The following is a 12,480-nucleotide window of genomic DNA, read 5'->3' as shown; positions in this document are numbered from 1 at the left end:
CTACGCTCGACAGGCATGTCGCTGAGAACATAAAGTGAACGAATGGCCGTTCTCGATCTCCGCAGCAAGCTCGCCGTCCTCGCGGATGCGGCCAAATATGATGCCTCCTGTGCATCGTCCGGGACGTCGAAGCGCGACTCGTCCGGCGGCAAGGGGATCGGCTCCACGGAAGGTATGGGCATCTGCCACGCCTACACACCGGACGGCCGCTGTGTGTCCCTGCTCAAGATCCTGCTGACGAATTTCTGCATCTACGACTGCGTCTACTGCATCAACCGGGCGTCCTCGAACGTCCAGCGCGCCCGCTTCAGCGTCGATGAGGTGGTCGAGCTGACGCTGAATTTCTACAAGCGGAACTACATCGAAGGCCTGTTCCTCTCCTCCGGCATCATCCGCTCGGGCGACTACACCATGGAGCAGCTGGTGCTGGTCGCGAAGAAGCTCAGGGAAGAGCACGACTTCCGCGGCTACATCCACCTCAAGCTGATCCCCGAGGCCGATCCGCTTCTGGTCGAGGAAGCCGGCCTCTACGCCGACCGGCTGTCCGCCAATATCGAACTGCCGCGCGACGAGGCGTTGAAGCGGCTGGCCCCACAGAAGGACGTGGGCGTCATCAAACAGGCGATGGGCCGGGTGCGTCTGAAGGTCGAGGCCGCGCGTCCGGCCAGGAAGGACCGGGCCAAGCCGCCGAAATTCGCCCCGGCCGGCCAGAGCACCCAGTTGATCATCGGTGCCGACGGCGCGTCCGATACCGAAATCGTTGACCGCAGCGCCTCGCTCTACGCCGGCTACGGCCTGCGGCGGGTCTATTATTCGGCCTTCAGCCCGATCCCCGATTCGTCCAGCATCCTGCCGCTGTCGAAGCCGCCGCTGATGCGCGAGCACCGGCTTTACCAGGCGGACTGGTTGATGCGTTTCTATGGCTTTTCGCCCGGAGAGATCGGCGACGCCGCCAATGACGGCATGCTGGACCTCGCCATCGACCCCAAACTGGCCTGGGCGCTGAACAGCCGGGCGCAGTTTCCGGTCGATGTGAACACCGGCGCGCGCGAGATGCTGCTGCGGGTGCCGGGCCTCGGCGTGAAGTCTGTGAACCGCATCCTTCAGGTCCGTCGCTGGCGCACGCTGAGGCTTGAGGACATCGGGCGTCTTTGCCGGGGCATCGACAAGGTTCGGCCGTTCATCACGGCGCTGGACTGGACTCCGGGAGGCTTGACGGACGCAGCCGATCTGCGCGCCCGGATGACGCCGACCGTCCAGCCGGTCCAGCTGAGCCTGTTCTGAATGCGCGTCGCGACCCTGGCCGGGGAAACCGATTTCGATGGCTGGCGGGCCGGCGCGCGGGCGTTCCGTCAGGCGGGCGTTGCGCCGGGGGAGGCGGTTTTCCGGGTCGGGGGAAGCGGGCCGGGTCTGTTCGACGACGGTCTGCCTGCACTGACGCCGGACACCGGCTTTCACACGGCGCGCGCCTTCGTCGATCTGGCGCAGTCGGTGATCCTGCATCGCTCCGGGGACCGGTTTGATCTGCTGTACCGCTTGCTCTGGCGGTTGAAGGCCGAACCCGACCTGATCCGGGTCGTGACCGACGTCGATGTGGCCGATGCCATGGAACGCGCCAAAAACGTCAGCCGCGCCAGCCACAAGATGAAGGCCTTCGTCCGCTTCCGGCGGATTGATGCGGCGGACGGGGAGCGGTGGGCGGCGTGGTTCGAGCCCGCACATCGGGTGCTGGAACGCACGGCACCCTTCTTCGCCCGCCGGTTTGCCAACATGCACTGGACCATCCTCACGCCGGACGGGTCAGCGATCTGGGACGGGGATACGCTGGCGTTCGGTCCGCCGGCGACCCGCGACATGGCTCCGGGCGAGGATGAGGTCGAGGACTTCTGGAAGACCTACTACGCCTCGACCTTCAATCCGGCGCGCCTGAAGCTGAAGACCATGCAGGGCGAGATGCCCAAACGCTACTGGAAGAACCTGCCCGAGGCGGCGCTGATCCATCAGCTGACGGCGCAATCATTGGCCCGCACCGAGACAATGGTCGCGGCACCGGCGTCGGAACCCAACGCCCGGCTTGCGAAGACCCTGTCCCGGATCAATCGCGACCACGCCTTCGACGAAGGGTTCGTCCCGTCGTCGCTGGAAGAACTCGGACAGGCGGTCCAGGCCTGCCGCCGATGCCCCCTGTGGCGGGATGCGACCCAGGGCGTCTGCGGCACCGGCTTGAAAGCCGCGCCCTTGATGATCGTCGGCGAACAGCCGGGCGACCAGGAAGATCTGTCCGGTCGTCCCTTCGTCGGGCCGGCGGGACAGTTGCTGGATGAGGCGCTGGTGGAGGCGGGCATCCGGCGGGAGGACGCCTTCGTCACCAATGCGGTGAAGCATTTCAAGCATGAGCCGCGCGGCAAGCGGCGCATCCACAAGACCCCGCTCGCCAGCGAGATCAGCGCCTGCCGCTGGTGGCTGGACGCGGAGCGCCGGCTGGTGAAGCCGAAGGTGATCGTGACGCTGGGAACCACGGCGGCCCTCGGGGTCCTGAACCGGAAAATCGCCCTCATGCAGGAACGCGGACAGCCGATGCATCAGGCCGGTGGAGCCCGGGTCGTGGCGACCGTGCATCCCGCCTACCTCCTCCGCCTGACGGATGAAGCCGCCCGGATTGAGGAACGTGGCCGCTTCGTTGCGGACCTGAAGCGCATCCGGGCACTGCTTTGAACCGTAAACAGCTGAAACCGTGGCTGAACGAATACGGCACGGCCGCGTTCTGAGGTCTGCTTCACCTTTGCCGTGTGGCCGGCGTAGGCAAAACGGGCGGGGCGATTTAGGTTGGGGAATGGCCGCAGCGGATTTCCAGATTGAGGACGGGTGGCCTGGGCTCACCCTGCGCCTGACCGGCGACTGGACAGCAACCGAGCTGGGCCGGATCTCACTTCGGCTTGATGACGCACTACGGGAGCGGTGCGTCGAGTCGGTTGACCTGACAGATCTGGGCAGGTTCGACACAGCGGGTGCTCTTGCCATCGTTCAGGCCTCCAACTGCGTCCTGCCTCCGTCGGCCTGGAGGCAGCGCCCGGAGGCCGGGCGCACCTATGCGATGGTCGAAAAGCTGGAGCGCGAAAGCGCCGGTCCGCCGCGCCGGTCGCCCGGCTGGGTGCGGACGTTCGGCAAGGTCGGCCGGGGCGTTCACGACATTATGGACGAAGCGACCCTGTCCATGGCCTTCCTCGGGCGGCTGATGGTTGCCGCCGGGTCGGCGCTTCGCCCGGGGCGCATCCGCTGGGCCGCCTGGTTCAGCCAGGGCGAACGGGCCGGGCTGGATGCCATCCCGATCGTCGCCGCGACCAATTTCTTCATCGGGGCGGTCATCGCCTACCTCGGTGCCAACCTGCTGACCCAGTTCGGGGCCGGCGTGTACACCGTGCAGCTGGTGGCCGTGGCGACCCTGCGCGAGCTGGCCGTCCTGATCACCGCCATCCTCCTGGCCGGTCGTTCCTCCTCATCGTTCGCGGCCGAGATCGGCTCGATGCGGATGAACCAGGAAGTTGACGCCATGCAGGTCATGGGGGTGAACCCGTTCCAGGCGCTGGTCATCCCGCGGCTCGCCGCCATGGTGCTGATGATGCCGCTCCTGACCTTCATCGGCATGGTCGCGGGCCTGTTTGGTGGGATGCTGGTGACCTGGTCACAGCTCGACTACGGCCCGTCGTTCTTCATCCAGCGCATCGGCGAGGACGCAAAGATGGGCACCCATCTGATGGTCGGGATGATCAAGGCACCCGTCTTCGCAGTGGTCATCGCTGCCATCGGCTGCCGCCAGGGCATGGCGGTCGCGGGCGACGTCGAGAGTCTGGGCCGGCGGGTTACAGCCGCTGTGGTGCAGGCGACCTTCGCGATCATCTTCCTGGACGCCGTGTTTGCCATGATCTTCCTGGAGCTGAACCTGTGACCGCCGCCCATACGCCGGCGGCTCCGGCCACAGCCCCGGAAAACCTCATCGAGGTTCGCGGCCTGCTCAGCCAGTTCGGCGAACGCGTCATCCACCAGGACCTCGACCTGACGCTTGAGCGCGGTGAAGTGCTCGGCGTGGTCGGTGGTTCGGGCACGGGCAAGACCGTGCTCCTTAACTCGATCATCGGCCTGAAGGAGCCCGAGGGCGGAACGGTCAGCATCCTCGGCTATGACCGGGCGACCATGACGGAGGCCGACGAGGCGGATGTCCAGCGGCGCACCGGCATCCTGTTCCAGCAGGGCGCCCTGTTCTCGTCCCTGAGCGTCATCGACAACGTCGCCTCGCCCCTGGTCGAGCACACCGGCCTGTCGGCGGACGTGATCCGTGAACTGGCCGAGATGAAGATCGCCATGGTCGGGCTGAAGCCTGAAGCCCACCATCTGAAGCCGGCCGAACTGTCGGGCGGGATGCGCAAGCGCGTCGGGCTGGCCCGCGCACTGGCGCTGGATCCGGAGCTGCTGTTCCTCGACGAGCCCACGGCCGGGCTCGACCCGATCGGCGCCGCGGCCTTCGACTCCCTCATCCGTCAGCTATCAGATGACCTCGGCCTGACGGTGTTCATGATAACCCACGACCTCGACAGCCTCTACGCCATCACCGACAAGGTTGCGGTGCTGGCCGAGAAAGGGATCGTCGCCAAGGCGACGGTTCAGGAACTCGAGCGTTCAGACCATCCCTGGATCAGGGAATATTTCCTTGGGCCGCGCGGTCGCGCAGCCGACAAGGCCGCCTGAGGAGAGCGGACGAGATGGAACGAGACGCCCACTACGCCGCCGTCGGCATCGCCACCATCGCCCTTCTGGCGGCGGCGGTGGTGTTCGCCATGTGGCTGGCCCGCCTGTCCTTCAACAACGACTACGATGTCTATGACATCGTCTTCTACGGCCCCGTGCGCGGCCTCTCGGAAGGCGGCGAGGTGCATTTCAACGGCATCCGCGTCGGCGAGGTCACCGATCTGAATCTCGACCCTGACAAGGGCGACCAGGTCATCGCCCGCATCCGCGTCGACGCGACCACGCCGGTCCGCGTCACCTCGCGCGCCCAGCTGGAGCCGCAGGGCATTACCGGCCTGAACTATATCCAGATCACCGCCGGCAATCCGCAGAGCGCCATTCTCAAGGAGCAGTATCCGGACAATGTGGTGCCTGTGATCCAGAGCCAGCCGTCGCCGATCGCCGAGCTGCTCAGCGGCTCCGGCACGGTGCTGGCACAGACGGTGGATGCCTTGAACCGGATTAATCGGGTGCTGTCGGACGACAATGTGCGTTCGTTCTCCACCAGCCTGAAGAATATCGAGTCCCTGACCACCGAGCTGGAAGCCCGCAAGGGCATGCTGGAACAGCTGGAACAGGCACTGACCAAGGCCAATGCCGCGGTGGGTGAGTTTGAGGCCCTGGCGGCCAGCACCCGCGGCATCATCGAGGGCGACGGGCGCGAGGCCGTGGCCAACATCAACGCCGCTGCCGAAGAGGCGCGCGCGGCGGTGGCCTCGATCAACCGTACGGCCACCAACGTCGAAGGCCCCATGAACGAGTTCGCCACCACGGGCCTGCCGCAGCTGCAGCAGTCGATCCAGGGACTGGAAGACGCCACTCGGTCACTCGAAGGACTGATCGACGAGGTCCGCTCCAGCCCCCGTGATTTCATCAGCCGCCCGCCGACCAAGGAACTGGAGGTCCAACCTTGACCCGCTTCTCGCTGATCCGCCCGCTCGCGGCGACCGTGGCCATGATGGCGCTCTCGGCCTGCGCCCTGCTGTCGACGCCCGACCCGGTGCAGACCTACCGGTTCGGAGGCGGTGCTGCCGCCACCTCCGCCGCCGTGGTCGCCAGCCCGGTTCAGGTCACCCTGCGCCGGGTCGAGTTCCCCGAGGCTGTCGAGGGCGACAAGCTGCTCGGCGTCACCGGGACCGAGGCCGCCTATATCGCCGGCGCCCGCTGGGTCTCGCCGGCGTCGGACCTCTATATGGAGAGCATCGAGAACGCCTTCGCCGCCCAGGCGACGCGCGTTCGGCTGATCGGTGCCCGTGAGCTGACCCGGGGCCAGCGGTCGCTCGATATCGACATCCGCTCGTTCGAGGCCCGCTATGACGCGCCGGGTCTGGCACCCACCATCGTGGTGACGGCCCGCGCCCGTATGCTCGTCCTGCCGGAGCGGACGGTCTCCGCGGAACGGGTGTTCACCGTGGAACAGCCGGCGACGGCCAATCGGGTTTCCTCGATCGTTGAGGCCTTCGATCTGGCGACGCGGGATATCAATACGCAGATCGTCGCCTGGACCGACGCCAGCGCGGGCTGATCAGAGCGGCCTGAATCAAAGAGGGCGGCGCAGGTCCGCCATCCGGCTTTCGACCTCGGCGCGGCGGGTGCGGGACGCGGTCAGTTCGGCCAGGGCCCGGTCTAAGCGCGCCTTGAGGTCCGCGCGCACCTTGCCCATCCGGTCGCGGTCGGGGCGGACGGTCTTTGGCCGTTTGGCGTTGAGCCCGAGCGCGTCCTTCCAGTCATCGCGCCATGAGGCGAGGCCGTCGGCGCAGGCCTTGAGCGCCTCGGCGGCGCGGGCGTCCGCGTTCTGGGCGCTGCGGATCAGCGGCAGGGCCTGCAGGGCGGCGGCCCGGCAGGCGTCCAGCGTGGCGCGCCGCGCGACCAGCGGATGCGGCACCTCGCCCTCTGCGGGGGCATGACCGCCCAGCCGGGCTGCGGCCGCGGCGAGGTGGGCGTCAAGGTCGGCGAGCGCGTCCCGGATCTCGATCCAGGCCTTGTCGAGCGCGCCTGAGCGCAGGGCGGCGCCCTCGACCCGACCCGCCAGCTCGCTCGCGGTTTCGGTCAGTCCGGCGGCGGCGCGGGTCCAGGTCTCGCGGAAGCGCTTCAGCCTTCCGCCCCGGCTGTCGAACAGGCCGGCGAGCCCGCGACGGGGCTCCAGCGCGCCCGGGTCCAGACCATCCAGCACCGAACGGGCGTGGGTCAGCTGGGCCGAGGCCTCGGTCAGATCGCCGGTGCGCGCGGCGGCGAGGGCGCGTTCGATACGCTCGACCGCGGCAAGCCTCGCGGGCTCGGCGAACGCTTCCACCTGGGTATCATCCCAGGCGGCGTCGATTTCTGCGACGCGCGCCGCGTCAGGCGCAGGCCAGTTGCCCTGCCAGCGATAGGCGCCGTCGGCCATCACACTCACTCCACCCCTCCGGTTCTGCGACCGGTGAAAGAGTATGACTACGACTTCGCCCCCGCGGCAACGGTACAGGTTGTCCCGGTTGTATGGCGGGCCGACGCGGGGCCCGGATTGCCCCGTCCGGGACCGGATGTTAGGCCGGTCAGCCGACTGTCTCGAGGGAACCCTGTTGGACGTTCAGCTGCACCGTCGGAGGGTCCTCGCCGGCCTGGGCTATGTCGGCCTTGCTGGCTGCGCCTCGGCACCGGCGCGTCTCGCGACGACCACCCGGCCTGTCTTCCAGCGCCAGACCTTCGCGCCGCTGCTGACCGACCCGGGCCGGCTCAGCCGCATCACCGTCTGCACCCGGCCGTTCCGGGCGCAGGGACCGCGCATCGAGGTGGAGACGGTTGGCGACAAGCGGGTGGTTCACAACTACGGCCACGGCGGATCGGGCTGGTCCCTGGCCTGGGGATCGGCTGCGGCCGCGCGCGATCTGGCGCTGGCCGGAGGGCAGCGGGACGTGGCCGTCATCGGCTGCGGTGCGCTCGGCCTCACGGCGGCGCTTCAGATCCTGAGAGCCGGCGCGCGGGTCACTATCTTTGCCGCAGAGCGCACGCCCTACACCCGGTCCGCCCGGGCCACCGGCGTATGGTCGCCGGACTCGCGGATCGCAGCGGAGGCCTCGGTCTCCGCAGACTTCCCCGCGCGGTGGGAGGCGATGGCGCGGCGGTCCTGGGTCGATCACCATGCCTTCGTGGGCCTCGACGGCGACCCCGTGCGGTTCATCGATCAGTACAATCTGTCGGCCAAGCGGGGTGGCAACGGTGCGGTCGGTCCGGCGCCGACGCCGGGGCGGGTCGGCTTCGCGCATTACGCGGACCGGCTGGCCGACCTGGTCCCCCACGCACGCGAACTGGGGCGGGGCGAGCATCCGTTCCCGGTGGCCTCCGCGCGGGTGGTGCCGCAGATGACCTTCAATGTGGCGGAGTATGCGCGGCAACTGACCGAGGCCTTCCTGATGGAGGGCGGGCGGATCGTGCAGCGGGTGTTCCACCAGCCGTCGGAACTGGCCGACCTCGCCGAGCCGGTGGTGGTCAATTGCACGGGCTATGGCGCGCGTGCCCTGTTCGGGGACGAGAGCGTCGTCCCGGTCCGCGGCCAGATCGCCTGGCTGACGCCGCAGCCCGAGCTGACCTACGCCGTCAATTTCCGGGCAATCAGCATGGTGCCGCGCCACGACGGCATCGTCATCCAGGCCAATGGCGCGAGCCAGATGGTCGGCTATGGCGTCGAGGACGAGACGCCCGACCGCGCCGAGGCGGAGCAGGCGCTGGCGGCGCTCGCGACACTGTACGCGAGCGCCTGACGCCGGTCAGGCCAGGCCGGGCGCGATCGTATAGGTCGCCTCGGTCTTGCTCGCGACCTCTTCAAGGGTGACCCCCTCGGCCAGTTCGATGAGCTCCAGCCCGGTCCCGTCCGGCTTCACATCGAAGACGCACAGGTCGGTGATGACACGGCTGACGACGCCCGTTCCGGTCAGGGGCAGGGTGCAGGCCTTCAGCACCTTGGACTGGCCGTGCTTGTTGGCGTGATCCATGACCACGACCACACGCTTGACGCCCGCGACCAGGTCCATGGCGCCGCCCATGCCCTTCACCAGCTTGCCGGGGATCATCCAGTTGGCGATGTCGCCGTTCTCGGCCACTTCCATGGCCCCGAGGATGGACAGGTTGATGTGGCCGCCGCGGATCATGGCGAAACTGTCGGCCGAGCTGAAATAGCTGCTCTCCGAAATCTCGGTGATGGTCTGCTTGCCGGCATTGATCAGGTCGGCGTCGACCTCGTCTTCATAGGGGAAGGGGCCCATGCCGAGCATGCCGTTCTCGGACTGGAGGGTCACCTCCATCCCGTGCGGAATATAGTTGGCGACCAGGGTCGGGATGCCGATCCCCAGGTTCACATAGAAGCCGTCCTGCAGCTCGTGGGCGGCGCGAGCGGCCAGTTGTTCGCGGGTCCGGGCCATCAGGCGGTCTCCCTCAGTTTAGGGCCGTAGGTCTTGGCCATCATGGTCAGAACAGAGCTCACCCGGCGCGAGCGGGTCTCGAGGCTCTTCGCATCATCGATGTGGGTCGCGTACCGCGCCTGGCACGAGGGCCGTGCGATGTCCCACAGCGCCTTGAGCCGGGGGTCGCCCTGGATGGCACCCGCCAGTTCTTCCGGAACCGGCTCACCCTTCTTGGTCTGGAACGCCGCCATCACGCCGTTTCCCGCTGGCGGACCGTCCGCTGTTCGATGCGCTTCTCGGGCACGGTCAGGACGATGCGGTCGACATAGATGCCGGGGGTGTGGATCTGGTCGGGGTCCATCGAGCCGGTCGGGACGATGTGTTCGACCTCGACGACGGTGACCTTGCCGGCCGTGGCCATCATCGGGTTGAAGTTGCGGGCGGTCTTGCGGAACTGGAGATTGCCGCGGCCGTCGGCCTTCCAGGCCTTGACGATCGACAGGTCGGCGATGAGGCCGGTCTCCATGACATAGTCGCGGCCGTTGAAGTTGCGGACTTCCTTGCCCTCGGCGACCAGGGTGCCGACGCCGGTGGCGGTGAAGAAGGCGGGGATGCCCGCCCCGCCGGCACGAATGCGCTCGGCCAGGGTGCCTTGGGGGTTGAACTCGAGCTGGAGCTCGCCGGCCAGATACTGACGCTCGAACTCCTTGTTCTCGCCGACGTAGGACGAGATCATCTTGGCGATCTGGCGGGTCTCCAGCAGCTGGCCGAGGCCGAAGCCGTCAACGCCGGCGTTGTTGGAGATGACGGTCAGGCCCTTGGTCCCGCTGTCGCGCAGGGCGGCGATCAGATGCTCGGGAATACCGCACAGGCCGAAGCCACCGGACATGACGGTCATGCCGTCGAAGGTCAGGCCCTCAAGGGCGGACGCCGCGTCGGGGAAGATTTTCCGCATCGCTTCCTCATATTTTCACCACCTGATGAATATTGGCGGCGCTTGTTCGTCCCTAACGCGGCGCTGCGACACGGGCAAGGCGAGCCGAAAAAAACACGCTCCGGAGCATCCGCTGATTCAGGCCCGGACCGACCCCTCGGTCACCGGCTGATCTGGCGGAGCACCGCGATGGCGATAGCGGGCACCCTTGAGCATCATCTTCGCCGCCTCCCAGTGGATGCCCCAGGTGACCTTCCACGTGAGCAGGGGGTGGGTCAGGAAGGCGCGGAGCAGCTGGCGGTCGGTCAGGGGCCGTCGCTGGCCGGCGAAGCTGGCGGTCAGGATCGGCGTGTCGCCCCGACGCACCGCCACCACGACGGACACGGCCTCGCCGGGCGGTCGGACGGTGAAGTCGTAGGTCAGATCGCGGTCCATGAAGGGCGAGACGAACAGCTGCTTTTCCACGGTCTGGCGCACCGCGCCGGTCCGGTCCGCCGGAACCGCGACGAGGTAGCTGTGGCGCTCATGGAAGGTGTTGGTGACCTCATAGAGCAGGGCCGCCAGGGCACCGTCGGGCGTGTGGCAGAAGAAGACGCTGATCGGGTTGAAGCCGTAGCCAAGGATGCGCGGCATGGTCAGCAGGCGTATCGGCCCGCCAGCGATGTCGATGCCCGCCTCCGCCAGATGGCCCTCGACCTGGGCGCGCAGGGGGCGGCCGGAGCGGTCGCCGTGATCGCCGGTGCGCAGGGTGATCAGGCCGAAACGCGCGCGGCCGAGCAGGCGAAGACGCGCCTGCAGCCCGTCCAGCTCATCCAGATCGGCCAGCACCATCCAGAGCCGATAGCGCAGCCGGTGGTCAAAGGTCCGCGACCGCTGGTGCACGACTTCGCCGACATAGAGGGCCGAAGACGAGGCGAGGGCTGGCGTCGTGGTCACGCCGCCTCGGTCATCCGGTTTGCATCCCCGGGCGCGCGCACCTGAATCCGGCCGCTCTCGTTCTCGACCGACCACGGCCGGCGCACCCCGCCCAGCTGTTCGGCCACGGCCAGTCCGGCCTGCAGCCCGTCCTCGTGGAAGCCCGAACCGAACCAGGCCCCCGCGAACCAGACATTGCGGCGGCCCTGCAAAGACCAGAGTTCGGACTGGGCGGCCACCGCCGCCCGGTCGAACACGGGATGCTCATAGTCCCACTCGCCGATGATCAGCGCCGGATCGGGTGCCTTGGCCGGGTTCAGGCTGACGAACAGGGGAGGGCCGGGCAGGGACTGGAGCTCGTTCATCCAGTAGGTCACCCCGCCTTCGCCCGCGCGCTCCGAATAGCCCATGTGGGTCCAGGCGGCCCAGGCCTTGCGGCGCTTCGGCATCAGCGACGTGTCCCGATGGAGGATCACCTTGTTGGGCCGGTAGGCGATGGCACCCAGCAGGCGGCGGTCATCGGCCGAGGGCGCTTCCAGCAGGTTCAGGGCCTGATCGGAATGGGTCGCCAGAACCACGGCGTCGAACCGTTCGATCCGGCCGTCCTCGAACCGCAGCGCGGCACCATCGAGGCCGCGGAGCACGCCGGTGATGCCGGCGTTGGTGACGACCTGGCCCCGGAAGGCGTCCGCCAGCCGGGTCACATAGGACCGGCTTCCGCCATCGACCGTCCGCCAGGTCGGCCTCAGATCCAGCTTGAGCAGGTTGTGGTTCATGTAGAACCGGACGAATGACGCCGCCGGATAGTCGGCCATCTGACCCATGGTGCAGGACCAGATCGCGGCCGCCTGCGGCAGGAGGTGGGCCTCCTTGAACAGCGGGCCGTAGCCGCCGCGGACCAGATAGGCCTCCAGCGTCTCTCCGGTCCGTTCAAGCTCGGCCAGATCGCGCGGTGCCTGCTTCTGGAACCGCAGCAGGTCGCTGATCATGCGCCAGAACCGGGGGCTGGCGTAGTTGCGCTTCTGGGCGAACAGGGCGCCCAGGCCCTGGCTGCAATATTCGAAGGCTCCGTCGTCGATGGAGACGGCGAAGGACATCATGGCCGGCTTGGTCGGCACCTCAAGGTGCGCGAACAGGGCCTTGAGATTGGGATAGTTGGCCTCATTGTAGACGATGAAGCCGGTGTCGACGGCGATCGGTCCCTGCGGCGAGGGCGCGTCGACGGTGCTGGAGTGCCCGCCCAGCCGGTCGTCGGCCTCGAACAGGGTGACGTCATGCGCCTGTGACAGCAGCCAGGCGCAGGACAACCCGGATATGCCGGAACCGACGACAGCGATGCGCTGTCCGGCTGGCGAGGCGGGCGTCTCTGCGACAAGGTGAGGGGGCATGCCGACTCCAACTATGGTTCAGAAGAGCTACGGCGGAAACCGCACGTCGGATGCCTTCATCCGGATGCTACGCTGAGGCGTA

At 67.7% G+C, this 12,480-nt stretch carries 13 protein-coding genes; 7 read left to right on the top strand and 6 right to left on the bottom strand.

The window, feature by feature from the left end:
* Positions 1–42: 42 nt before the first annotated feature.
* The 6 genes from KB221_12200 (at position 43) to KB221_12175 (ending at position 6,307) form a co-directional block, all read left to right on the top strand.
* Complete coding sequence (locus tag KB221_12200) at positions 43–1,284, top strand: putative DNA modification/repair radical SAM protein (protein WIY68839.1); 1,242 nt, start codon at positions 43–45, stop codon at positions 1,282–1,284.
* Positions 1,285–2,715 (top strand): UdgX family uracil-DNA binding protein, encoded by a 1,431-nt coding sequence (locus KB221_12195; GenBank protein WIY68838.1) that lies wholly within the window; start codon positions 1,285–1,287, stop codon positions 2,713–2,715.
* Positions 2,716–2,833: 118 nt separating this feature from the next.
* Complete coding sequence (locus KB221_12190; protein ID WIY68837.1) at positions 2,834–3,946, top strand: ABC transporter permease; 1,113 nt, start codon at positions 2,834–2,836, stop codon at positions 3,944–3,946.
* A complete protein-coding gene (locus KB221_12185; GenBank protein WIY68836.1) occupies positions 3,943–4,743 on the top strand; it encodes an ABC transporter ATP-binding protein in 801 nt (266 codons plus the stop codon). Before KB221_12190 ends, KB221_12185 begins: the two co-directional genes overlap by 4 nt.
* Before the next feature lie 14 nt (positions 4,744–4,757).
* Complete coding sequence (locus tag KB221_12180; protein ID WIY68835.1) at positions 4,758–5,696, top strand: MlaD family protein; 939 nt, start codon at positions 4,758–4,760, stop codon at positions 5,694–5,696.
* Positions 5,693–6,307 carry an ABC-type transport auxiliary lipoprotein family protein gene (locus KB221_12175; protein ID WIY68834.1) on the top strand — a complete coding sequence of 205 codons (615 nt, stop codon included), beginning with the start codon at positions 5,693–5,695 and terminating at the stop codon, positions 6,305–6,307. Before KB221_12180 ends, KB221_12175 begins: the two co-directional genes overlap by 4 nt.
* A 15-nt stretch (positions 6,308–6,322) precedes the next feature.
* On the opposite strand, the gene KB221_12170 is transcribed toward KB221_12175, so the two are convergent.
* The gene (locus KB221_12170; GenBank protein ID WIY68833.1) at positions 6,323–7,168 is read right to left on the bottom strand and encodes a hypothetical protein; all 846 of its coding nucleotides are present in this window, start codon (positions 7,166–7,168) and stop codon (positions 6,323–6,325) included.
* Positions 7,169–7,343: 175 nt separating this feature from the next.
* Between KB221_12170 and KB221_12165 the strand changes: the two genes are divergently transcribed.
* The gene (locus tag KB221_12165; GenBank protein WIY68832.1) at positions 7,344–8,522 is read left to right on the top strand and encodes an FAD-dependent oxidoreductase; all 1,179 of its coding nucleotides are present in this window, start codon (positions 7,344–7,346) and stop codon (positions 8,520–8,522) included.
* Between the two features lie 6 nt (positions 8,523–8,528).
* On the opposite strand, the gene KB221_12160 is transcribed toward KB221_12165, so the two are convergent.
* The 5 genes from KB221_12160 to KB221_12140 form a co-directional block, all read right to left on the bottom strand.
* Positions 8,529–9,179: a 3-oxoacid CoA-transferase subunit B gene (locus KB221_12160; GenBank protein WIY68831.1), complete on the bottom strand. Its 651-nt coding sequence runs from the start codon at positions 9,177–9,179 to the stop codon at positions 8,529–8,531.
* Positions 9,179–9,412, bottom strand: coding sequence for a YdeI/OmpD-associated family protein (locus tag KB221_12155; GenBank protein ID WIY68830.1), 234 nt, complete (start codon positions 9,410–9,412; stop codon positions 9,179–9,181). Before KB221_12155 ends, KB221_12160 begins: the two co-directional genes overlap by 1 nt.
* Positions 9,412–10,116, bottom strand: a complete 705-nt coding sequence (locus KB221_12150) for a CoA transferase subunit A (GenBank protein WIY68829.1) — start codon at positions 10,114–10,116, stop codon at positions 9,412–9,414. Before KB221_12150 ends, KB221_12155 begins: the two co-directional genes overlap by 1 nt.
* Before the next feature lie 117 nt (positions 10,117–10,233).
* On the bottom strand, positions 10,234–11,031 hold the full coding sequence (locus KB221_12145) for a DUF1365 family protein (GenBank protein WIY68828.1): 798 nt from the start codon (positions 11,029–11,031) through the stop codon (positions 10,234–10,236).
* Positions 11,028–12,398 (bottom strand): FAD-dependent oxidoreductase, encoded by a 1,371-nt coding sequence (locus KB221_12140; protein WIY68827.1) that lies wholly within the window; start codon positions 12,396–12,398, stop codon positions 11,028–11,030. The genes KB221_12145 and KB221_12140 overlap by 4 nt, the downstream gene beginning before the upstream one ends.
* Positions 12,399–12,480 lie beyond the last annotated feature (82 nt).

Origin of the sequence: Aquidulcibacter paucihalophilus (assembly GCA_030285985.1) — a bacterium.
In the GTDB taxonomy this organism is placed as follows: Bacteria; Pseudomonadota; Alphaproteobacteria; order Caulobacterales; family Caulobacteraceae; genus Brevundimonas.
The sequence above is the reverse complement of the archived record's forward strand: the minus strand, read 5'-3'. Positions and strand labels throughout refer to the sequence as shown.